The sequence below is a fragment of the Flavobacterium sp. UBA7682 genome (assembly GCF_002482945.1).
In the GTDB taxonomy this organism is placed as follows: domain Bacteria; phylum Bacteroidota; class Bacteroidia; order Flavobacteriales; family Flavobacteriaceae; genus Flavobacterium.
The window spans coordinates 59518-84322 of sequence record NZ_DLGY01000045.1; the positions used below are offsets into that span (position 1 = coordinate 59518).

General features: G+C 36.2%; 19 protein-coding genes. 14 read left to right on the forward strand and 5 right to left on the reverse strand.

Annotated elements, in window-relative coordinates:
- Positions 1–44: 44 nt before the first annotated feature.
- From uvrC to B3C16_RS13305, 12 genes are all read left to right on the forward strand, one after another.
- Positions 45–1841 carry an excinuclease ABC subunit UvrC gene (uvrC, locus tag B3C16_RS13250; RefSeq protein ID WP_291132524.1) on the forward strand — a complete coding sequence of 599 codons (1797 nt, stop codon included), beginning with the start codon at positions 45–47 and terminating at the stop codon, positions 1839–1841.
- On the forward strand, positions 1841–4138 hold the full coding sequence (locus B3C16_RS13255; RefSeq protein WP_291132526.1) for a patatin-like phospholipase family protein: 2298 nt from the start codon (positions 1841–1843) through the stop codon (positions 4136–4138). The genes uvrC and B3C16_RS13255 overlap by 1 nt, the downstream gene beginning before the upstream one ends.
- An 89-nt stretch (positions 4139–4227) precedes the next feature.
- On the forward strand, positions 4228–5709 hold the full coding sequence (locus B3C16_RS13260) for an amino acid permease (RefSeq protein ID WP_291132528.1): 1482 nt from the start codon (positions 4228–4230) through the stop codon (positions 5707–5709).
- Positions 5710–5978: 269 nt separating this feature from the next.
- A complete protein-coding gene (locus tag B3C16_RS13265; protein ID WP_291132530.1) occupies positions 5979–7136 on the forward strand; it encodes a homogentisate 1,2-dioxygenase in 1158 nt (385 codons plus the stop codon).
- Positions 7137–7188: 52 nt separating this feature from the next.
- On the forward strand, positions 7189–8349 hold the full coding sequence (gene hppD / locus B3C16_RS13270; protein WP_291132532.1) for a 4-hydroxyphenylpyruvate dioxygenase: 1161 nt from the start codon (positions 7189–7191) through the stop codon (positions 8347–8349).
- Positions 8350–8635: 286 nt separating this feature from the next.
- Positions 8636–9412: a DUF3108 domain-containing protein gene (locus tag B3C16_RS13275; protein ID WP_121312052.1), complete on the forward strand. Its 777-nt coding sequence runs from the start codon at positions 8636–8638 to the stop codon at positions 9410–9412.
- Complete coding sequence (locus tag B3C16_RS13280) at positions 9412–10347, forward strand: tryptophan 2,3-dioxygenase family protein (RefSeq protein ID WP_121312053.1); 936 nt, start codon at positions 9412–9414, stop codon at positions 10345–10347. Before B3C16_RS13275 ends, B3C16_RS13280 begins: the two co-directional genes overlap by 1 nt.
- A gap of 6 nt (positions 10348–10353) precedes the next feature.
- The gene (locus B3C16_RS13285; RefSeq protein WP_291132535.1) at positions 10354–11595 is read left to right on the forward strand and encodes a M23 family metallopeptidase; all 1242 of its coding nucleotides are present in this window, start codon (positions 10354–10356) and stop codon (positions 11593–11595) included.
- Between the two features lie 94 nt (positions 11596–11689).
- Entirely contained in the window at positions 11690–13333 is a 1644-nt protein-coding gene (gene pgi, locus B3C16_RS13290) for a glucose-6-phosphate isomerase (protein WP_291132537.1), read from the forward strand.
- A gap of 92 nt (positions 13334–13425) precedes the next feature.
- Complete coding sequence (locus B3C16_RS13295) at positions 13426–16287, forward strand: TonB-dependent receptor (RefSeq protein WP_291132539.1); 2862 nt, start codon at positions 13426–13428, stop codon at positions 16285–16287.
- 87 nt (positions 16288–16374) lie between these two features.
- The gene (locus tag B3C16_RS13300; protein WP_291132541.1) at positions 16375–16803 is read left to right on the forward strand and encodes a hypothetical protein; all 429 of its coding nucleotides are present in this window, start codon (positions 16375–16377) and stop codon (positions 16801–16803) included.
- Positions 16804–16888: 85 nt separating this feature from the next.
- Positions 16889–17437, forward strand: coding sequence for a septal ring lytic transglycosylase RlpA family protein (locus B3C16_RS13305; RefSeq protein ID WP_121312057.1), 549 nt, complete (start codon positions 16889–16891; stop codon positions 17435–17437).
- Here the strand turns inward: B3C16_RS13305 and B3C16_RS13310 are convergent, their stop codons facing one another.
- On the reverse strand, positions 17438–17905 hold the full coding sequence (locus B3C16_RS13310) for a CYTH domain-containing protein (RefSeq protein ID WP_291132543.1): 468 nt from the start codon (positions 17903–17905) through the stop codon (positions 17438–17440).
- A 92-nt stretch (positions 17906–17997) separates the two neighbouring features.
- On the opposite strand from B3C16_RS13310, the gene B3C16_RS13315 reads away from it, so the two are divergent.
- Both B3C16_RS13315 and dinB read left to right on the forward strand, forming a co-directional pair.
- Positions 17998–20025 carry a recombinase gene (locus B3C16_RS13315; protein ID WP_291132545.1) on the forward strand — a complete coding sequence of 676 codons (2028 nt, stop codon included), beginning with the start codon at positions 17998–18000 and terminating at the stop codon, positions 20023–20025.
- Between the two features lies 1 nt (position 20026).
- A complete protein-coding gene (gene dinB, locus B3C16_RS13320; RefSeq protein ID WP_291132547.1) occupies positions 20027–21109 on the forward strand; it encodes a DNA polymerase IV in 1083 nt (360 codons plus the stop codon).
- Between the two features lie 111 nt (positions 21110–21220).
- Here dinB and B3C16_RS13325 read toward each other — a convergent pair whose 3' ends face one another.
- The 4 genes from B3C16_RS13325 to rnc form a co-directional block, all read right to left on the reverse strand.
- On the reverse strand, positions 21221–21985 hold the full coding sequence (locus B3C16_RS13325; protein WP_121312061.1) for a Bax inhibitor-1/YccA family protein: 765 nt from the start codon (positions 21983–21985) through the stop codon (positions 21221–21223).
- 42 nt (positions 21986–22027) lie between these two features.
- The gene (gene pyk, locus B3C16_RS13330) at positions 22028–23458 is read right to left on the reverse strand and encodes a pyruvate kinase (RefSeq protein ID WP_121312062.1); all 1431 of its coding nucleotides are present in this window, start codon (positions 23456–23458) and stop codon (positions 22028–22030) included.
- 5 nt (positions 23459–23463) lie between these two features.
- Positions 23464–23949, reverse strand: coding sequence for an IPExxxVDY family protein (locus tag B3C16_RS13335; protein WP_121312063.1), 486 nt, complete (start codon positions 23947–23949; stop codon positions 23464–23466).
- A 115-nt stretch (positions 23950–24064) separates the two neighbouring features.
- Complete coding sequence (rnc, locus tag B3C16_RS13340) at positions 24065–24805, reverse strand: ribonuclease III (protein ID WP_121312064.1); 741 nt, start codon at positions 24803–24805, stop codon at positions 24065–24067.

The following is a 24805-nucleotide window of genomic DNA, read 5'->3' on the forward strand; positions in this document are numbered from 1 at the left end:
TTTCGTCTCTTGCTTTTATGGAGATTTCCGTTAACTTTGTTTTTATGGAAATCCCTTCTATAGAACTACAATTGCAAACCTTGCCGGATAGTCCGGGTGTGTATCAATATTATGATAAAGACGCAAAAATTCTATATGTTGGCAAAGCCAAAAACCTAAAAAAAAGAGTTACTTCTTATTTCAACAAACTCCACGATAACGCCAAAACAAATGTGTTGGTCAAAAAGATTGTAGAAATCAAACACATCGTCGTTTCCTCAGAAGCCGATGCCCTTTTGCTGGAAAACAACCTCATCAAAAAACTACAACCTCGTTATAACGTATTACTCAAAGATGACAAAACCTATCCTTGGATTTGCATCAAAAAAGAACCGTTTTCAAGAATATTCCCAACGCGAAGAATGGTCAAAGACGGCTCGGAATATTTTGGTCCGTATACCAATTTCAAAACGGTCAATACGATTTTAGATTTAATCAAAGAATTGTATCCGTTGCGAACTTGCAATTACGATTTAAACGATGCCAATATCAAATCGGGCAAATACAAAGTGTGTTTGGAATACCATATCGGCAATTGCAAAGGGCCGTGTGAAGGTTATGAAACATTGGAACATTACCAAAAGCAAGTCGATGCCATCCGTGAAATCCTAAAAGGCAATTTCAAAGACAGTTTGCGCGATTTCAAAAGACTGATGCAAGAATTGGCTGCCGAAATGAAGTTCGAAGCCGCTCAAAAAATCAAAGAAAAAATAGAAGTTTTAGAAAATTACCAATCGCGTTCCACGATTTTAAACCCAAAAATTTCGAATGTAGATGTTTTTTCAATCGTTTCAGATGAAACAATGGCGTATGTCAATTTCCTTCAAATAGCACACGGCGCAATCATTCGGTCACATACTCTGGAGCTCAAAAAGAAATTAGACGAAAGCGACGAAGAATTGTTAGAGCTTGCTGTAGTTGAACTCAGAGAACGTTTTCATTTGACCACTAGGGAAATTATTTTGCCTTTTGAATTGGATTTTGGCGCTACAATAAAAGTTACCGTGCCACAACTCGGCGATAAAAAACAAATATTAGAACTGTCGCAACGCAATGCAAAATACCAACGTTTGGAACAACTCAAGCAAATTCAAATTGTAGATCCGGAACGCCATACCAACCGAATTATGGCGCAAATGCAAAAAGATTTACGCCTTTCGACTGAACCTCGACATATAGAATGTTTTGATAATTCGAATATTCAAGGAACAAATCCCGTTTCGGCCTGTGTGGTTTTTAAAGACGGAAAGCCAAGCAAAAAAGACTATCGCCATTTCAATATCAAAACCGTTGAAGGTCCGAATGACTTTGCTTCGATGGAAGAAGTCGTTTATCGCAGATACAAACGCCTACTCGACGAAAACCAATCGTTACCACAACTCATCATCATTGACGGTGGAAAAGGGCAATTGTCTTCAGCATTGAAAAGTATAGACGATTTAGGTTTGCGAGGAAAAATCGCCATCATCGGCATTGCCAAAAGATTGGAAGAGTTGTTTTATCCCGGCGATTCAGTGCCGTTGTATTTGGATAAAAAAAGTGAAACACTCAAAATCATCCAACATTTGCGCAACGAAGCGCATCGATTCGGGATTACGCACCATCGAGACAAACGCAGTAAATCGGCTTTGCAAACCACCATTGAAACTATTCCCGGCATTGGTGAAAAAACCATGTTAACATTAATAAAACATTTTAAAAGTGTTAAAAGATTGAAATTAGCCACTGAAAAAGAAATATCAGCCGTTGTAGGTGTGTCAAAAGCCAAAAAAATTTCCGAATTTTACCAAAAAGAACAATAATGTATAAAGAGCCATTAGCCATTAGCCAAAAGCCATTAGTCGCCTGCCAAAAGCGAAACATTATCGTTAAAAAAACTCTTTCTGTTGCCTACTGCCTATTGCCAATTGCTTTTTTACTATTGCCAATTGCCTTAAAAGCACAAGATTCAACCAAAACCAAAAGACCAAAAATTGGCTTGGTACTTAGTGGTGGTGGCGCCAAAGGATTTGCTCATATTGGTGTGTTGAAAGTTTTAGAGGAAAACGGCATTAAAATAGATTACATCGGCGGAACCAGTATGGGTGCGGTTGTTGGCGGTTTATATGCTTCAGGTTATAGCGCTACGCAAATTGACTCTATCTTTTACAATACCGATTTCGACGAATTATTACAAGATTATATTCCGCGTTCTTCCAAGAGCTTTTACGAAAAGCGAAACGATGAAATGTATGCGATTTCGTTACCTTTTCACAAATTCAAAATCGGAATTCCAATAGCGCTTTCCAAAGGAATGTACAATTATAATTTATTGTCAAAATTGATCCACAACGTTAGACATGTTAGCGATTTCAGCAAATTACCCATTCCGTTTTTGTGTGTAGCCACCGACATCGAAACCGGTGAAGCCATAATATTGAAAGAAGGTTATTTGGCGCAAGCCTTATTGGCAAGTTCGGCATTTCCTTCCTTATTTTCTCCTGTAGAAATCGATGGTAAGTTACTTATTGACGGCGGTGTGGTCAATAATTATCCGGCAGAAGAAGTCCGAAAAATGGGCGCCGATATTATCATAGGTGTCGATGTTCAGGACGATTTGAAGAATCGAGATGCGTTGAAAGATGCGACTCGAATTCTGGTACAAATCACCAATTTGGACATGATTAAAAGCATGAACGAAAAAAAGAGAATTACGGATATTTATATCAAACCCGATATTTCCAACTATGGCGTAATTTCCTTTGATGATGGAAGAGAGATTATTAAAAAAGGAGAAATTGCAGCCCTATTCGAGATTGACAAAATCAAACGTTTGGCCGATTCAACCCAAACTTATAAACTCAACAATCACAGTGTTAAGCAAGACTCTTTGTTTATTAAAAGTATCAGCCTCAACAAATTGGACAATTATACCAGAGCTTATATTCTTGGGAAATTGCGTTTTAAAAACGGGACAAAAATCAGTTATGACGATTTGAAAACCGGTGTGAATAACATCAATGCTACCCAAAACTTCAGTAGAATCAGTTACACTATCGAACCTTATCAAGGAGCTGATGAATTGAAATTAAGCCTAACCGAAAATCCAACCAAAACTTTTTTGAAATTCGGCTTGCATTACGACGGTTTGTACAAAAGCGCCCTTTTGACTAATATTACGCAAAAGAAATCACTCTTTAAGAACGATGTAGTATCTCTGGATATTGGTCTTGGTGATAACATTCGGTATAATCTGGATTACTATATCGACAATGGTTTTTATTGGAGTTTTGGCATCAAATCAAGATACAATCAATTCAATCGCAATGTAGAAACTGATTTTAGAAATGGTGAAATCCTGAATCAATTGGGCTTAAACAGCATCAATATGGACTTTTCAGACTTCACCAATCAAGCTTATATGCAAACGGTTTTTATTCAAAAATTTTTAATTGGCGCCGGTGTCGAATGGAAATATTTGAAAATTCGAACTGACAACTTAAGTGAGGTCAATCCAACTTTTGAAAAAAGTTCTTATGCTAGTGTATTTGGGTATGCCAAATATGATTCTTTTGACAACAAACTATTTCCTAAAAAAGGTTGGTTTTTCTCAGGTGACGTCCAATCTTTTCTGTATTCTTCTGATTATACAAGAGAATTTAACCGTTACTCGATTGCTAAGGGAGAAATAGGCATTGTCAAAACATTTTACAAAAAAGCCACAGTAAAATTGCAATCTGATTTAGGCTTTGTCTTTGGAAATGACAGTGTTCATTTCTTTGATTTTGTATTGGGTGGTTACGGTTATAATACCATCAATAACTTTAAGCACTTCTATGGTTACGATTTTTTAAGTCTTTCCGCCGATAGTTATATTAAGTCGTGCATCACTTTTGATTATGAGTTTTTTAAAAAAAACCACGTCAATTTTGCCGCCAACTTTGCCAATGTGGAAGATGATTTGTTCAGAACCGGCAATTGGCTTTCGAAACCAACCTATAACGGTTACGCCATTGGCTATGCCTTAGAATCTGTAATCGGACCGGTTGAAGTAAAATACTCTTGGTCTCCCGAGTTGACTAAAGGATTTACCTTCATCAGTGTTGGATTTTGGTTCTAATGCTGAAATTAACCTTAAAAACTATTTTTTTGCAGTAGATAATTCATAAAAAACTATATTTGAAAAACTTTTAACTAAACTAACTATTTATGTCGATTTGGAAAAGAAAACCTATGGCGCTGTTATTAGCAGAAGCGTCAGAGTCTGAAAAAGGATTAAAAAGAACCTTAACCGCATGGTCTTTGGTTGCCTTGGGAATTGGAGCTATTATAGGCGCTGGTCTGTTTGTTAGAACTGCCACAGCTGCAGCTCAAAATGCCGGGCCATCAGTAACAATTGGTTTTATTGTAGCCGCTATCGGATGTGCTTTAGCCGGATTATGTTATGCTGAATTGTCCTCTTCTATTCCTATTGCCGGAAGTGCTTATACTTATACTTATGCAACCATGGGTGAATTCCTTGCTTGGATTATCGGATGGGATTTGATTTTAGAATATGCTGTTGGCGCTGCTACTGTTGGTATTGCTTGGAGTGAATATCTTAATAATCTACTGGTCAATGTGCTCCATGTGAGCCCAATTCCGTATGAATTTTGTCATTCGCCTTTCCAAACTTCTTTAGATGGTGTTAACGGAATCATCAATTTGCCTGCTTTATTTATTGTAGCGGCTATCAGTTTACTTTTAATTAAAGGCACACAAGAATCTGCTTTTGTAAACGGAATCATTGTAGTGGTTAAAGTAGCTATTGTAGTAATGATTATTGTTTTTGGTTGGAGTTTTATTGATGACGCCAATCACACACCATATATTCCGGAGCCAGGCATCTTTACAGACGAACATGGTATTGGCCATAATTATGGTGGTATTATGGGAATTCTAGGTGCAGCAGGAACTGTTTTCTTTGCTTTTATCGGATTTGACGCCGTAAGTACAGCAGCTCAAGAAACCAAAAATCCAAAACGCGATATGCCAATTGGTATTTTAGGGTCATTAGCTATTTGTACTGTTTTATATATCCTATTTGCACACGTTTTAACAGGAGTGGCAACCGTTGAAGATTTTAGAACCGGTGGAAAAGAAGCTTCAGTTTCATTTGCAATTCAAAAATACATGTTTGGCTACGAATGGTTAGCACAGCTTGTTACTGTGGCTATTTTGGCAGGATTTTCTTCTGTAATTTTGGTAATGTTATTAGGCCAATCCCGAGTTTTTTACTCAATGGGTAAAGATGGTTTGTTGCCAAAAGCCTTTAGTGAAGTACATCCAAAATACAAAACGCCATACAAAGCCAACTTAGCCATTTTAATTATTGTTGGCCTTTTTGCTGCCTTTGTTCCCGGTGATATTGTAGGTGACATGACCAGTATCGGAACTTTATTTGCCTTTATTTTAGTGTGTGTTTCTGTAATTGTTTTGAGAAAAACTGAACCAAACATGAAGCGCGAATTCAAAACGCCTTTTGTGCCTTTTGTGCCCATTTTAGGCATTATCGTTTGTTTAGCTATGATTTATGGATTAGGTTGGACAAACTGGTTAAGACTTTTAGGTTGGTTGGCATTAGGTTTCATAATTTACTTTGGTTACAGTAAAAAGAGAAGTAAGCTAAACAATCCGAATAAACAGGAATAATTTTATTATATCATTTTACCAAAAAGGATTAGAGAGCCATTCAAAACTCTTTAATCCTTTTTTGCTTTTATAAAAATTGACAATTATCATTTTCAGCGTTTATATTTTTCCGATATTTGTATGAATGAAAAAATGGGATAATTTATTAGCGCATTTAAAATTCCTCATCAAGAGAAATCCTGAGTGAGTTGATGCAGCATATCAATTATTCAATGTAACAATTTACCAATTGCTACATTTTCAAATTGTTTAATTAAACCATTAAATTTATGCCATTATATCACAAATTAGGAAATATTCCACCCAAAAGACATACCATTTTCCGCAAACCTAACGGAGATTTGTACTACGAACAATTGTTCGGTACCGTCGGTTTTGACGGAATGTCTACCAACTCTTATCACGAACACCGACCAACACAAGTCAAAGAAATCAGAAACCAATACAGCGTTGCGCCCAAAATTTCAAAAGCCAATAACATTCAATCTTATCGCCTTCGCGGATTTCAAGTAAACCCGGAAAACGACTTTTTGGAAAGCCGAAAAATTGTGTTGACCAATTCCGATTGTCATATTGCTTTGGCAGCGCCAAAACAGTCAACCAAAGATTATTTTTATAAAAATACCGATTCAGACGAATTGCTTTTCATCCATCGCGGTAGCGGGAAATTAAGAACCATGTTGGGAAATCTCGATTTCAAATACGGTGATTACCTGTTGATTCCACGCGGTATCATTTACAAAATCGATTTTGATACCGAAGACAACCGTTTGTTTATCGTTGAATCTCACCGACCAATTTACACCCCAAAACGATATAGAAATTGGTTCGGACAATTATTAGAACATTCTCCTTTCTGTGAACGTGACATTCGTCGTCCGTATGAATTAGAAACGCATGACGAAAAAGGCGAATTTGTAATCAAAGTCAAAAAGAAAGACGAAATATTCGATATGGTATACGCCACGCATCCTTTTGATGTAGTAGGTTATGACGGTTATAATTATCCTTATGCCTTTTCAATTCACGACTTCGAACCAATAACCGGAAGAATTCACCAACCACCACCGGTTCATCAAACATTTGAAACTGATGCATTTGTGGTTTGCTCTTTTGTGCCACGTTTATACGATTACCATCCGGATGCTATTCCGGCGCCTTACAACCACAGCAACATCGATTCCGATGAAGTTTTGTATTATGTCGACGGTGATTTTATGAGCAGAAATGATATTGAAGCCGGACATATTTCCTTACATCCTGCCGGAATTCCACACGGACCGCATCCGGGAGCAGTAGAAAGAAGTATCGGAAAAACAGAAACACAAGAATTGGCCGTAATGGTAGACACTTTCAAACCTTTAATGGTAACCGAAGAAGCTATGAAAATTGCCGATGACAAGTATTTCCAATCTTGGTTAGAGTAAAAAAATAAACACAACTTTTGGGGAATGACATTCCCTTTAAATATATTATATTATGTCAAAAGAAATAAAATCCGTTGAATACGGACTGGAAAAAATATTTGAAGGCGCACAGGATTTTCTACCGCTTTTAGGAACCGATTATGTAGAATTTTATGTGGGTAATGCTAAGCAAGCCGCCCATTTTTACAAAACCGCATTTGGTTTTCAATCCCATGCCTATGCTGGATTAGAAACCGGAATGAGAGACAGAGCGTCTTACGTTTTAAAACAAGACAAAATTCGTTTGGTCCTTACAACTGCCTTAAACAGCGATTCACCAATCGGAGAACATGTAAAAAAACATGGCGATGGAGTTAAAGTAGTAGCTTTATGGGTGGAAGACGCCCGTTCTGCTTTCGAAGAAACTACTAAGCGTGGCGCCAGAGTTTTCATGGAACCAACCGTAGAAAAAGACGAACACGGAGAAGTAGTTCGTGCCGGAATTTACACTTATGGCGAAACAGTTCACATGTTTGTGGAACGCAAAAATTACAATGGTGCATTCCTACCGGGATATAAAGAATGGAAATCCGATTACAATCCGAAACCGGTTGGACTAAAATACGTTGACCACATGGTTGGAAATGTAGGTTGGAACGAAATGAACACTTGGGTAAAATGGTATGAAGACGTGATGGGATTTGTAAACTTCTTATCTTTTGACGACAAGCAAATCACTACGGAATATTCGGCGCTAATGTCGAAAGTAATGAGCAACGGTAACGGAAGAATCAAATTCCCAATCAATGAACCGGCCGAAGGAAAAAAACGTTCGCAAATTGAAGAATATCTAGACTTTTATGAAGGTCCGGGCGTACAACATATAGCGGTAGCCACCGACGATATTATCACGACCGTTGCGGATATGCGCGCCAGAGGAATTGAATTCTTAACCACTCCGCCTCAAGCTTATTACGATGCTATTCCTGAAAGATTGAAAGACCACATGAGTAAGTTCAAAGAAGACATTAACGAACTTCAAAAACTAGGAATTATGATTGATGCGGATGAAGAAGGTTACCTATTGCAAATTTTCACCAGACCGGTTGAAGACCGACCAACCTTATTTTTTGAGATTATTCAAAGAATGGGCGCCAGAGGATTTGGCGCGGGTAATTTCAAAGCTTTATTTGAATCGATAGAAAGAGAGCAAATGTTGCGAGGAACACTGTAATATTTAAATTTTGTTAAATATAATTTAAAAACAACCCTTAAAAAAGACCATATTTTATTAAATTATTGTTAAAGTTGACTTTTAGCTTGTAATAATGCAACGTGTTGATTTATCTTTGCAGGACAAAACAGGGGAGTGGTTTCCTCAAGTTTTGGATAAATTTTCATAATTTATAGTTTTTTGGTTGGTTAATAGCATAAAAACTCAGTCATTAATTTGATTGGGTTTTTTTGTTTTGGTACTTTTGGAACGGATATTGCACTTACAGTAGAAAATCCATAGAAAAATGAAAAAATTCCTATTCTTATTATTGCTTTTTATCACTGTAAGTTTTGAAGCTCAAAAACCTGAAGCCTATGATACCGGCGAATGGTTCAAGTTTCGAATTCACTATGGTTTTATCAATGCCGGTTTTGCAACCATGGAAGTAAAAGAAGCTGTAAAAGAAAACAAAAAAGTATATCACGTTATTGGCAAAGGTTATACTGTCGGTATGTCACGTTTTTTCTTCAAAGTAGATGATACATATGAGAGTTATTTTGATAAAGTTACTAACAAACCTTATCAATTCGTGAGAAAGATTGATGAAGGTGGTTATACCAAAAATCAGGAGGGTTTTTTTAATCAGGCAACCAATAAAGTTTTGGTGAAAAATTACAAAAACAACACCGAAAAAACATTTGCTGTCACTGAAAACGTTCAAGACATCTTATCTACCTTTTACTACTTGAGAAACCATCCCAATATTGACAAATTAAAAGTAGGTGAATCTATTGTTGTTGACATGTTTTTTGATGACGAAGTTTTTAAATTCAAGTTGAAATTTACAGGAAGAGAACAGTTAAAAACTAAATTCGGAACCGCAGCAACCATGGTGTTTAGACCATTAGTGCAATCGGGAAGAGTGTTTAAAGAAGAAGAAAGTCTTACCGTTTGGATATCAGATGACGAAAATAAAATACCTTTGCGAATTAAAGCCAGTTTAGCCGTTGGTTCCATAAAAGCAGATTTAGACGGCTTCAAAGGATTAAAAAGTCCTTTTATGGTTAAATCAAAAAAATAATGAACAACAAAACAACCAACTACAACTCAACATTAGAAGCATTAGAACAAAAGTTTGAGGCTATAAATCAAAAAACAGAAACCCATCTTGAAGGATTACTTTGGTCAAAACCCATCACCTATTGGGATTATATTCAAACTGACGCTTTATTAAATTTGCAAACCCAAAGAACCGTTTTGCCCGACGAAATGGTTTTTATCATGTACCATCAAGTCAACGAATTATTATTCAAAATGATCCTTTGGGAAATTGACCAATTGTGTCATACCGACCAACCAAAAACTGCTTTTTTTACCGAAAAGTTACGTAGAATCAGTAGGTATTTTGATATGCTAACCACTTCTTTTGACATTATGGGAGACGGAATGGAAGTGGAACAATATATGAAATTCAGAAACACTTTGACGCCTGCCAGCGGATTCCAAAGTGCACAATACAGAATGATAGAATTCTCCTCAACCGATTTAATCAACCTAATTGATTATCGTTTCAGAGCTGACATCGACCGAAATACACCTTATTCTCATGCTCTGGAACATTTGTATTGGCAAGCCGCCGGGAAAGACCACAAAACCGGAGAGAAATCCTATCTGATTTTAGAATTCGAAAGAAAATACCGCGAAGAGTTTCTTCGATATATGGAAGAATACAACACCATTAATATTTGGCAAAAATTCAAACAACTTCCTCTTGAAGACCAAAAAGACGCAGCTTTAGTGAATGCTATGCGTCATTATGATTACACGGTAAACATCACTTGGGTGATGGGTCATTTAAATGCCGCCAAAAAATATATTGAAAGCGGTCAAGGTTCTGGCGAAGCCACCGGCGGAAGCGATTGGAAAAAATACATGCATCCCAAATACCAACGCCGAATATTTTTCCCTGAATTGTGGAGCGAAGACGAGTTAAAAAATTGGGGTGAAGGATTATAGTTAAAAATGATGTCGAAAATCTTTCAAAAAATCCTCCTTGCCATAGTGCTTACTTCTTTTGTAATTTCTTGTGATAAAACAAAAGAGGAAGAATTCATTGTAGAAAAGCCAAAACCAAAATTGATCGATTTCGGATTTAATCTGAATGATTTTAATATTGTAAATGACACCGTAAAATCAGGCGATACTTTTGGCAGTATTATTGACAAACAAAACTTAGGCAACAAAGGCGTTTTCGACATCGCGGCTAAAGTCAAAGATAGCTTTGACGTGCGAAACATTAGAAAAGGAAAAACTTATTCTATTCTTCGCAGCAAAGGCAAAACCAATAAAATTCAATATTTTATATACCAACCTGATAAAATCAATTATTATGTAATCGATTTTAGAGATTCTATTATTGCCCACAAGAAAACCAGACCGTTAACTTTTAAAACCAGAACAATTGCCGGTGCTTTAGATGGTTCGTTATCGGAAACTTTGGCCAAAGAAAATGTTGATCCCGCTTTGGCTTCCAAAATTGCCAAAATATACGCTTGGTCGATTGACTTTTTCAAACTCCAAAAAGGAGATAAATTTGGCTTGACTTTTACCGAACGTTATATCAATGACACCGTTTATGACGGTGTAGACAGTTTAAAAGCTTCTTTTTTTGAGTACAAAGGCAAAAAAATCTACGCCTTTCCTTTCTCGCCTAATGAAAGTTCTAAAAGACTGGAATATTATGATGAAGAAGGAAAAACGCTGAAAAATTTCTTCCTGAAAGCGCCGCTGAAATTTGTCAATATCACCTCAAGATATACCAAAAACAGATTCCATCCGGTACAAAAAAGATGGAAAGCCCACAACGGAACAGATTATGCAGCACCAACCGGAACACCAATTATGTCTACCGCTGCCGGAGTTGTTGAACAAGCCGGATTTACCACCGGAAACGGAAATTTTGTTAAAGTAAAACACGACAGGACTTATTCGACCCAATACTTACACATGTCCAAAATTTTGGTCAAACGTGGTCAAAGAGTAACTCAAGGGCAAGTCATCGGCAAAGTTGGTAGCACAGGTTTAGCCACCGGACCACATGTTTGTTATCGTTTCTGGAAAAATGGCGTACAAGTTGATGCATTGCGTTTAAAACTGCCTACTTCTACTCCAATGGATTCCAAATACAAACAGAAATTCCTAGAAGTAATCACTCCATTGAAAAAAGTGTTGGATAGTACTGCTTCATTAAAGTTTAGAGATTAATTTAAAAATATTTTGCAACTACAACGTTAGCGTAAAATATTCACATCACTTATACCAATCAATATTTGTAAATTTGTCATTCAAATGTAAACGAATGGCATTAACACAACTCAATCCTACAAGCACAAACGCTTGGGAAAAACTGAACCAACATTACGCTCAAATGAAAAACGTTTCCATGAAGGAAATGTTTGCCAATGATACCACAAGAGCATCAAAATTTCATATCCAATGGAATGATTTTTTAGTCGATTATTCTAAAAATATCATCAGTCAAGATACTTTCAATTTATTGCAGGAATTAGCCAAAGAAGCCAATCTTCAGGAAGCCATTGCACAATATTTCAAAGGTGATGCCATCAATCAAACCGAAAACAGAGCCGTTTTACATACTGCTTTGCGTTCGCCTGAAACTGCCAGTGTTTTAGTCGATGGAGAAAATGTAATGCCGGAGATTTATGCGGTAAAAAATAAAATAAAGGCTTTCTCCAACGAAGTCATTTCTGGACAAAGAAAAGGTTTCACCGGAAAAGCATTTACAGATGTGGTTAACATCGGAATTGGAGGTTCAGACCTTGGTCCAGCAATGGTCGTTGAGGCTTTACAGTTCTACAAAAACCAATTAACCGTTCATTTTGTATCCAATGTCGATGGCGATCATGTAAACGAAATCATCAAAAAATTGAATCCCGAAACGACGCTTTTCGTCATCGCTTCAAAAACATTTACCACACAGGAAACGCTTTCCAATGCCGAAACGATTCGCGCATGGTTTTTAAAATCAGCCAAACAAGAAGAGGTTGCCAAACACTTTGTTGCCGTTTCAACTAATATTCAAAAAGTAACCGAATTCGGAATCAATCCGGATAATATTTTCCCGATGTGGGATTGGGTTGGCGGTCGTTTTTCGCTTTGGAGCGCGGTTGGTTTATCCATCAGTTTGGCGGTTGGTTTTGATAATTTTGACGACTTATTAAAAGGCGCAAACGAAATGGACGACCATTTCAAAAACGAATCTTTTGACAAAAATATTCCGGTGATTTTGGCTTTGTTAAGCATTTGGTACAATAACTTTTTTGGTGCCGAAAGTGAGGCTTTAATTCCATACACTCAATATTTACAAAAATTAGCACCATATCTACAACAAGGCATTATGGAAAGCAATGGAAAAAGTGTTGGGCGCGATGGAAAACCGGTTAATTACCAAACCGGAACGATTATTTGGGGCGAACCCGGAACCAATTCTCAGCATGCATTTTTCCAATTAATTCACCAAGGAACCAAGTTGATTCCAACGGATTTTATTGGTTACGTAAAACCGTTATATGGCAATCAAGACCATCATGATAAATTGATGTCGAACTTTTTTGCGCAAACCGAAGCCTTGCTAAACGGCAAAACTGAAGCTCAAGTCAAAGCCGAATTCGAAAAACAAAATGTAACCGGAGAAAAAGCCGCTTATCTTTTACCCTTTAAAGTTTTCACGGGAAATAAACCGACCAACACACTTTTGATTGAAAAATTAACGCCAAAATCATTGGGTTCATTAATTGCTTTATACGAACACAAAATCTTTGTACAAGGCATTATTTGGAACATTTTCAGCTATGACCAATGGGGTGTTGAACTGGGCAAACAATTGGCGAATTCGATATTGGAAGAAATTCATTCCGGTGATGTAAAACAACATGACAGCTCTACCGAATTTCTTTTGAAACATTTTTTAAAAAATAAATAAGCCTTTATCAAAGACAAAGTTTTCTTAATATTTTGTTAACTCCTCTTCTTTTTGGTTGATTGAATTTTGCAGAAAAATTTAAACAACTCAAAATGAAAAATTTTAAAAACAATTATTTTATAATAATTTTTAGTCTTTTTGCTTCCCTTGCTTTTTCACAGGGAAAGGTTTCCGGAACTATCTTGGATGCTGAACTAAATGGCGGTTTACCTGGAGTAAATGTTTTAATCAAAGGAACAACTGATGGCACTACAACAGATGTTGATGGTAAATTTTCTATTAGCACTAAAACCAATTCAGGTCAGTTAATCATCACCTATATTGGTTTTCAAACAAAAACTTTGAATTTTTCTGTAGAAAAAAATGGCGTTTTAGATTTAGGTGTTATCAGACTTAATCCTGAGTCAAATCAACTCGAGGAAATTGTAATAAAGTCGAGCGTAATTGATATCGCTAAAGACCGAAAAACTCCTATAGCCGTTTCCACTATTAAATCGGCTGAAATCATTGAAAAATTAGGTAGTCAGGAATTTCCGGAAATACTTAACAATACGCCTTCGGTATATGTTACCAAAACGGGTGGTGGTTTTGGAGATTCGAGAATCAATATTCGTGGTTTTTCTCAAGAAAATATTGCTGTAATGATTAATGGTGTTCCGGTAAACGACATGGAAAACAGCAGGGTATTTTGGAGTAACTGGGCGGGATTATCAGATGTTACTTCAGCGATGCAGGTACAAAGAGGTCTCGGTTCGTCCAAATTAGCCATTTCATCAGTTGGAGGTACAATCAATGTAGTTACCAAAACTTCCGATTTAAAACAAGGCGGAACATTTTCATCAACCATTGGAAATGACGATTATCTAAAAACATTAGCTTCCTATTCAAGCGGTAAATTAGAAAACGGCTTTTCAGCTTCATTATTAATAAGCCAAACATTTGGTGATGGTTTTGTGGATGGAACTAAATTTGCCGCAGCTAACTATTTTGTGGCTTTGGGCTATGAATTGAATAAAAAACATGACTTTCAAATTACTTTTACCGGAGCGCCGCAATGGCACAATCAAAGATCGAATGCACCAACCATTTCTGATTATATAAAATATGGTGAAGGTGGCAATGAACCAAATATCAGATACAACTCTGATTGGGGTTATTTAGATGGAAAAGAATACAGTTTCAGAACCAACTATTATCACAAACCTGTAGCTTCCTTAAATTGGGATTGGAAAATCAACGAATCAACCAAATTATCTACCGTAGTTTATGGTTCTTGGGGTCGTGGTGGCGGAAGCAATGGAACCGGTGCTATTAGAGGCAACAGATTTTTTGCTCCAAATCTTAGAAAACCGGATGGAACTATAGATGTTGATTTAATTCAAGCTTGGAATTCAGGACAAAATGTATCAATCATTCCTTCTTCTGGTCCCCAAATTCCAAATAACAATCCGAGAGGAACTATTGGTGGATTTTATCAAAACAGTAACTCAACTTCGAACAATGGAACAAATGGTATTTCGAAAATATCATCTATCAATTCACACAACTGGTATGGCGGAATCATTAATTTAAACAAAAAATTTAACGACAAACTGATGTTGGATTTTGGTTTAGACGCCAGAACTTATAGAGGAATTCATTTTCAAAACATCAATGATTTATTGGGTGCAGACAATTTTGCCGATAACTTTGATGTTAATAATCCCAACAGAGTTTTGACTTTTGAACATTCGACTAAACCACACTTTAATCCTTTATTCAATTCAGATTACCAACAAAAAATCAATTACAACAATGATGGTTTGGTTAGATGGTATGGTCTGTTTACACAATTAGAATATTCTACTGAAAAATTAACCGCTTTTATCCAAGGTGCGGTTTCTCAACAAGGATTCAGAAGAGATGATTATTTCAAATACCTAACCTCTGATCCATTATATTCTACTGATTATGAAAATCTTCTTGGCGGAAACATTAAAGGTGGTTTGAATTACAACATCAACCGCAACCACAACGTGTTTGTAAATGCCGGTTATTACTCTAAGCAGCCTTTCTTCAATGCGGTATTCCCTAATAATGCTTCTATAGTAAATGAAAACCTTACTAATGAAAAAATATTGGGAGTTGAAGCCGGTTATGGTTTTAGATCTTCAAAATTTAGTGCCAATTTAAACTTCTACAGAACTTCTTGGAAAGACCGATTCATCAGATTGACTGCTAATATTGATAATGATTTAAACTCCGCAACGCCAACTATTTTAGGAAATGCTTTTTTACAAGGAGTAGAACAAATACACATTGGTGGTGAGTTTGACTTTACCTACAAACCAATCAAAAGAATCGCTATCAATGGAATGTTTTCTCTTGGAAACTGGAAATACGGAAGTAATGTAGTAGCGAACTATCAAGATGACAATAATATTGTTATTACCAATCCAAGCGGTGATGTATTTACCGAAACGCTGTATATTGACGGTTTAAAAGTAGGCGATGCTGCTCAAACAACGGCCAGTATCGGTGCATCATTCGAAGTAGTGGAAAGAGTAAAAATCGATGGGAATTATCGCTTTGTGGATGAACTTTATGCCAGCATTGACCCAACCAATTTCAGAACCCAAGCAGCAAATGACAAAGGTTCTTTATTATTGCCTTCTTATGGCTTAGTCGATGCCGGTTTCTCTTATAAAATGTTGGTTGGAAAAGACAAATCTAATTCGGTTAACTTCAGATTAAATGTAAATAACCTATTGGATGAAATTTATATTTCAGAATCAAGAACAAACATTCACATCAAAAATCAAGGAGATTTTTTAAATTCAGATGGTACTCCTAACACAACTAATTACAACACCTATCTGACTAATTTAAGAACATATGATGGTTTAGACCAAACCAATCAAGTATATTTTGGATTTGGTAGAACTTGGAATTTTTCTATCAGTTATAACTTTTAGAAAATCAGTAATTTGACAAAAACCTCAACTTAGTTTGAGGTTTTTTTATGCCTTTTTCGTTATATTTGTTATTCTAAAAATTAAACTATGAACGATTTCATTCAAAAATTCCATTCGGGCTGGGCTTATTTAGCACTATTATTATTGGTTGTCGCTGTTGTTAATTCGTTTATTGGAATGTCATCCAAAAAAGAATTTACCGCCAAAGACCGAAAAATTGCTTTGTTTGGTTTGATTGCAACACACATACAATTAGTGGTTGGATTAATTCTTTATTTCGTTTCTTCCAAAGGATTTGAACAGCTTTCTGGAGCAGCTATGAAAAATGCAGAATTAAGATTAACTGTTCTTGAACATCCTTTAACCAATATTATTGCTATCATTTTAATTACCATCGGTTGGTCTAAACACAAAAAAGCAACTACCAGCACAGGAAAATTCAGATCAATCGCCATATTCTACGGATTAGGTTTGCTCTTGATATTGAGCCGAATTCCTTGGAAATTGTGGTTCTAACAAATAAAATTTAAAGTCCTGAAAAGGACTTTTTTTATCAAGGTACGGTTTTTGCAAAACCCTTTTACTAATTAAAAAGCTCCTTATGAATACCAAAATAGTCATCCTCTTTTTTTCCATTATAACTTCTGTTTTTACTTTCAATGCTATTGTTAAAAATCCGCAACAAAAGGAAAAACCTCAACAAGAGAAAAGCAAAGAGAAAACTACCACAGTCAAAGACAATAAAGACAAACCCAAAGTAGTTGCAGATACTTTAAAAAGCAGATCTGCCATCGATTTTCAAGAAACTGACACACTACAGATTGACCCGAATTCAAAATTAAAAATTTACAAAAAAAGTGCTCACGCTTCCTACTACCACAATAAATTTAACGGTAAAAGAACGGCCAGCGGAAAACGATTTGACAACAACAAATATACTGCTGCTCACAAAAAACTACCTTTTGGAACCCTTGTAAAAGTTACCAACGAAACCAACGGAAAATCTGTCGTAGTTGAAATTACCGATCGTGGTCCGTTCTCCAAAGTGCGTGAAATTGATTTAAGCCGCAGGGCTTTTATGGATATTGCTACCAATAAAAATTCAGGCGTGGTGATTGTAAAAATAGAAGTTGTTGAAGAAAGAAAATAATCACCAAGTAGTAAACGGCTTTTTACTCAAATACGCATTGTAATAACGCTCGTCATTGGTTACTTCTTCGCCCAACCAATTGGGTTTTTCAAAAGTTTCTCCTTCCGATTCCAATTCGATTTCGGCCATCACTAAACCTTCATTTTCTCCGGAAAAGATATCGACTTCATAAACGTGATTGCCTACTTTTATTTCGTAGCGAATTTTGTCAATCGTACCACTTTCGCAAAGAGACAATAACGTTTCTGCTTCCATCAAACTAATTTCTCTTTCCCATTCCAAACGGGTTGTACCATTAGAATTACTTTTGCCTTTTATCGTGATAAAACCTTTGTCACCTTTAATTCTGATACGAACTGTTCTATCGGGATTTGAACTCAAATAGGCTTGCACAATTCTTTTCCGGGAAAAAGCTTCCTTTACAAAATCATGGGAAAGCACTAAAAATTTACGTTCAATTTCAACCATTTTTTCTTTATTTATTTAGGAGCAAGTTATGAAATATATAACTTTGAAAATTGTATTTTTACCATAATCTTAATAGCCACAACAATTTTTAGATGAAATTTTACCGCCACAAAAGAAGCATCAATACTGTGGGCGATTTGTTCGACTTGTATTTCAACGAAAGCAGCTATAAGTCGAACGATGGCTTACTTTTTTTGATCGACTTGGTTAATTTTTTTCGCCCCGGCAATCCCAAAACCGAAAGTGTTATTTCGATTGAACCGCTTTTACAATTCCTAACCGAGAACCTACAACAAAAAAAACTACTGAAAGATCATTTAACCGAGTTACTTCACCAAAGAAAATTCAGTCGCGTTTTATCAGACACAGGAATTCTCAGAGATTCTGATTTTATCTATGAAGTAAGACAGCGATTATTTGCCAAAATTTTACCTTTTCAACCCGAGAAAGATACTTTAGAGTTTGTGTTGAACCAAGTTTTTTTCAAAAGCACTGATCCCATTTGGATTGCCCGAATTCCGTTTGAAGAACTCCAAAAACTATTTGACATTCTTGGTTTTGAAAATGGTTATAATTCAGTTGAAGAAAAATCAATACTGTCCGAAGTAATGAATGCAATGGGATTGATTTCCCAACGCATGAGCGGTCGATCCATGGAAAATGATGTCATCAAAATGGTTCCGGAATACGAAGAGTTGGAAAGTCCCTTTGTTGCTTTTGAAAACGAACTCTATACAATCCACAGGAGAATAAAAAAAGGAGAGAATCACTATATAGACTCTGAAGACATCAATTATAAACAATTGATTATTTTTCACAAACAATGTGAAGATTATGTGGACAAAGCTTTTAGTAATATTACCAAATTTGGAATTTCCATCAAAGTAAATCAAAGTTTGCTTCGCATACGACAACAATTACAACGGGTAAAAGTTTTAATTTCAACCTTGGTGGTCAATAAAGAAATTGACAAAAAAAACAATGTTATCCTATTGGTGTTGCGATTGATTAAATACAATTGCCATAAAAACAATGTGCGCCAATTAATCAACGAAAGCACACAACTGATATCCTACGAAATAACACAACATACCGCAAAAACAGGTGAACATTATATTACCGAGAGCAAATCAGAATATTTTTCGATGCTCAAAGCGGCCATTGGTGGTGGATTTATTGTTGGAATCTTGTGTGTTATCAAGCTCTTACTTTCAAAAATGGACAGCAGTGATTTTGGCCATGCTTTTTATTATAGCTTAAATTATTCCATTGGATTTATTATTATTTTTCTTTTGGGTTATACTTTGGCTACCAAACAACCCGCAATGACTGCAGCTACCTTGATCAAAGCCTTGGAAAGCGGGATGAAAAAACATACTAAAAACGAAAACAAACACAGTTCGTTTGCCAAACTTTTTGCTCGGCTATTCCGTTCTCAGTTTATTGCTTTTGTGGGCAATGTTTTAATGGCTTTTCCGCTAGCAATGCTGGGGATTTGGCTGATTGATTATTTTTTCGACTATAATATTGCTTTCGAAAAATCGGCTAAGCTATTGAATGATTTGTCACCAATAACTTCTGCTGCTATTCTTCATGCTGCTATTGCCGGTGTATTTTTATTCCTTTCCGGTATTATTTCGGGCAACATTTCTAATAAAAACAAACACAATCAAGTGTATTACAGAATCAAAGAACATCCGGTTTTGAAACAAAACTTAGGGATTGTAAAAACCAATGCAATTGCCCAATGGTTCGAAAACAATTGGGCCGGCGTAGTTTCCAACGGTTGGTTTGGTGTATTTTTAGGAAGCACTGCTTCGGTTGGTGCTTTTCTGGGTTTAAATCTTGATATACGTCATATCACTTTTGCCAGTGGTAACTTTGCCTTAGGTTTGTATGGTTCCGATTTTATTGTTGATTTATCTACTATCGTTTGGGGAATCATTGGTATTGGCCTGATTGGATTTGTCAATTTTGCTGTGAGTTTTTCACTTTCATTAGGATTGGCCTTCCGTTCTCGAAATATTCCACTTTCGGAATTGCGCTTCTTATTTAGTTCAACCTGGGCTTATTTTAAAAAACGTCCGACTGCATTTTTCTTTCCGGTAAAAGACAAATAAAATGGAATCCGAAGTTGTATACCGAAAAATAATCCACATCGACATGGATGCTTTCTACGCTTCGGTAGAACAATTGGACAATCCTGAACTCAAAGGAAAACCATTGGCAGTTGGCGGAAGCGAAGTCCGTGGTGTGGTTTCAGCAGCGAGTTATGAAGCCCGGAAATTTGGAGTTCGATCAGCCATGAGTGGGATTCAGGCGAAAAGGAATTGTCCCGATTTGATTTTTGTTCGCCCAAGGTTTGACCGCTACAAAGAAATCTCCAAACAAATCCGAAAGATATTTCACGAGTATACCGATTTGGTTGAACCCTTGTCTTTAGATGAAGCTTATTTGGATGTCACCCAAAATAAAAAAGGCAATCCGAGCGCTTCGCTCATAGCGCAAGAAATTCGAAAAAGAATTTTTGAAGAAGTTGGTTTAACAGCTTCCGCCGGAATTTCGGTGAATAAATTTGTGGCCAAAATTGCCAGCGATTACAACAAACCCAATGGTCAAAAAACCGTCAATCCTGAAGAAGTGGAAACTTTTCTGGAAAATTTAGACATCAAAAAATTCTACGGTATCGGTAAAGTCACTACGGATAGAATGTACCATTTAGGCATTTTTACCGGAAAAGATTTAAAGTCAAAATCAAGAGAATTTCTCGAAGAGCATTTTAGTAAAAGTGGTCTGCATTTTTATAATATCGTGCGCGGTATTCACAATAGTGCGGTCAAACCCAATCGCATTGCGAAATCAGTTGCGGCCGAACACACTTTTAACGAAAACCTGACTTCAGAGATTTTTATGATTGAAAAACTGGAGCGTATCGCTAGCGAATTGGAAAACCGACTAAAAAAATATAATATTTCCGGAAAAACTGTTACACTCAAAATCAAATACAGCGATTTTACGACCCAAACACGGAGCAAGACTTTGCCTTACTTCATTTCTGACAAAGGATTGCTTCTCGAGACCGCAAAAGAGCTTTTGTTTCAGGAACGGATGAAAGAATCGGTTCGACTGCTTGGGATTTCTTTGAATAACTTGAATACCGAAATCAAAAAGACTGTTGTGGTACAATTAAAGTTTGAGTTTTAGCCAACCTGAGGCCGTAGGCCGGCTCGAAGCTTTAGCTGAACTGGCGAAGCAATTGTACGAAGTAAAAAAAAACCGACCTAATTGGTCGGTTTTTATTTTTATATGTTGAGATTAATCTCTGCTCGATAATTTTGACAACAATCTTAAGAATTCAATGTACAACCAAACCAAGGTAATCATCAATCCCATTGCGCCATACCATTCCATATATTTAGGCATTTTTTGCTCCACGCCTTTTTCAATTTGGTCAAAGTCTAAAAACAAATTCAATGCGGCAATTACAATTACAAACACACTAATTCCGATACTAATCAATGAATTTCCGTGGTGAACCGGCGTAAAACTGGTAAACATCGACAACAACCATGAAATTAAATAATAAGTTGCAATCGCTAATGTCGCTGCAACCACAACTGATCTGAATTTGTCGTTTACTTTTACGATTCCGTATTTGTACAAACCGAAACAAACCATAAACGTAACAAACGTACAACTCACGGCTTGAATCACAATTCCGGGATACATTACTTCAAATATAGCGGAAATACCACCAATGAAAAGGCCTTCGAAAATGGCATAACCCGGTGCTAAATAAGTTGAATATTGCGGTTTAAAGGTAGCGATTAACACTAAAATTAATCCAACAATAGCACCGCCAATTGTTAACACAATAGGGTTTTGACCATCAAAAGTCATCATCCAAGTAACCGCAGCACTGGCAATTAATAAAACCAGCATTAGAAAACTTTTGTTAATCGTTCCCGAAACCGTCATCGTTTGGTTGTAATCAATAACTGTTGCTTCGTGTACTACTTCATTAGCACGAGAAGTATTTGAAAAAGTTTTGTTTTTAAAAAACGGATTGTTTGAATTCATATTTCTTGTTTTAAAAAAATTTAAAGCCTAAAAGTAATAAAATTATTCTATTTCAGAAACTCTCAAAGTATTTACCATTCCTTTATCGGCAACAGGCATCGCAGCTAAGTTGATTAACATATCGCCCTTTTTCACATAACCGTTAGCTTTGGCAATATCATTCACATCTCCAACCGTATCATCGGTGCTTACAAATTTGTCATAGAAAAAAGCATTCACGCCCCAAAGTAAATTCAACTGGGTCAAAATTCTTTTATTCGATGTATACACCAAGATATGTGCTTTTGGTCTCCAAGCCGAAATTTGGAAAGCTGTGTAACCACTATTGGTCAACGTAGAAATCGCTTTCGCTTTGATTTCATTCGCCATAATCGCTGCGTGATAACAAATTGATTTGGTGATAAAACGTTTTGTTCTTACGTGAGGCGGATTTTGTGGCACCAAAATAAGCGGAGAATCTTCTACTGCTTCAATAATTTGTGTCATTTTTTCAATCACCTCAACCGGATAATTTCCAACCGAAGTTTCACCAGAAAGCATTACCGCATCAGCGCCATCCATAACAGAATTGGCAACATCGTTTACTTCAGCACGAGTTGGTGTTAAACTGGTAATCATCGTTTCCATCATTTGCGTAGCCACAATTACAGGAATTCTGGCCGTTTTCGCTCTGTGGATTAATTTCTTTTGAATCAATGGCACTTCATGCGCCGGAATTTCTACACCAAGATCACCACGAGCTACCATCAAACCATCACAGAACGCCACGATTTTATCAATATTTTCAACGGCTTCCGGTTTTTCTATTTTGGCTACAATCGGAATTTTATATTTTGAATGTTTCGCAATTAAGTCTTGCAATTCTTCTAAGTCTTTTGGTGTTCTTACGAAAGAAAGTGCAATCCAATCTACTTCTTGTTCGATTGCAAAAAGTGCATCTTTAATGTCCTTTTTGGTCAATGCCGGTAAAGAGACTTTAGTATTCGGGAGGTTTACTCCTTTTTTTGATTTTAATGGCCCGCCTTGAATTACTTTACAAACTACTTCTGTAGTACCATTGGTTTCCAAAGCCTCAAACATTAGTTTCCCATCGTCTAAAAGAATTTTTTCCCCCGGATTTACATCTCTTGGGAATTCTTTATAGTTCATGTAAACACGTTCCTTAGTTCCCGGAACATCTTCGGCCGTTTGAAATGTAATAATATCGCCCGGATTCACCACTACATCTTCTTTCATCACCCCTACGCGAAGTTTTGGCCCTTGTAAATCGGCTAAAATAGCGGTAGTATATCCAAACTCATCATTCAAACCTCTGATGATATCTATTCTTTCTTTTACATCTTCATAATCGGCATGGGAGAAATTAATACGAAATACATTCACTCCGGCATCAATCATTTTTTTAATTACTTCTTTCGAACTACATGCAGGACCAAGTGTGGCTACAATTTTAGTTTTTTTTCTTGTTGGCATTTTAATTAAAAAATTAAATTATTTTTTGACTTTATTTTTTCTACTTCTACGGCATAAACAGTGCTTATTCTGTCTATTTTTTTGAGGCTATTGATAATTTTTGAAACATCAATTGCAACTTCATCGTTTTCGATTTTTAAAAAGTAATCTACTTTTTTAAACTCGGGAATCAAATAGATTTTGGGCGAAAACTCATTGCTGCTGTTGGCAAACAACCCTTGATTGTTATTTTCCGAAGAAAGGATAGCATCATTTTGATTTTGTACCAAATTCCACGCTATGTCTTTATCATCTTCAAAAATAAACCTCGTAAACTGGGTTTCGCCATCTTTATTGCTAATATGGATGTTGCAGTTGCTTTTTTTGAGATTGACGGGTAAATTTTGATTGATATAATACGCCAATCGATAATCCTCTAAAGGCGAATGAATAGCGATTAATTGATAATCTATCTCGTCAAACTCTCCAATATGCAATTTGTGAACATACATGACTATTGCAATTTAAGTTGTAAATATAGTATATCTGAAACAGATTATAACCAACTCAATATTGACTTAACGTTATTTTATGAACGAAAACGTTATAGTTTTTAGGGAATTCGTATTATTTTTTGTCAATTTTTTCTTGAAACGCAAAATAGGCTCTTTGAGATGCTTTTTCTTCTGCTTTCTTTTTCGAGGTAGCTCTGGCTTTCGCAATGACTTTATCGTCAATACTCAATTTTACGCCAAAATATTTTTGCCCGTCTATACCATTGTCGTCAAACACATCATAATGAAAGGATTTCTTTTCTTTTTGACACCATTCAATCAGTAAACTCTTGTAACTGATAACTTTACCTTCCAGTTTGGCAATATCGACGTAAGGTAAAATAACACTTCTTTGGATAAATTTTTGGCAAAATTCATACCCTTTGTCTAAGAAAATAGCACCTACTAAGGCTTCAAAAATATTGCCGTGGATGTTCTCACCAAAGTGCTGCGTTGGCACTTTACTTTCTACAAATCGGATTAGGTTTAAGTCTCTTCCCAATTCGTTTAAATGCTCACGACTTACAATTTTGGAGCGCATTTTGGTCAGATAACCTTCGTCACCAGCCGGTGCTTCTTTGTATAAATGAGCAGCAATTACCGCACTTAACATCGCATCGCCTAAAAACTCCAAACGCTCATAATTCATCGGATTGCCTTTCAAATCCATGCGGTTTGTGGAACGATGCGTGAATGCTTTTTCGTAATAAATGATAGATTGCGGTTTAAAACCTATTACTTTTTGAATTTCATTAAAAAAAATCCCGTCCTCTTGCGAACGGGAATTTTTAAATATATTTTTTAGAATTTTCAT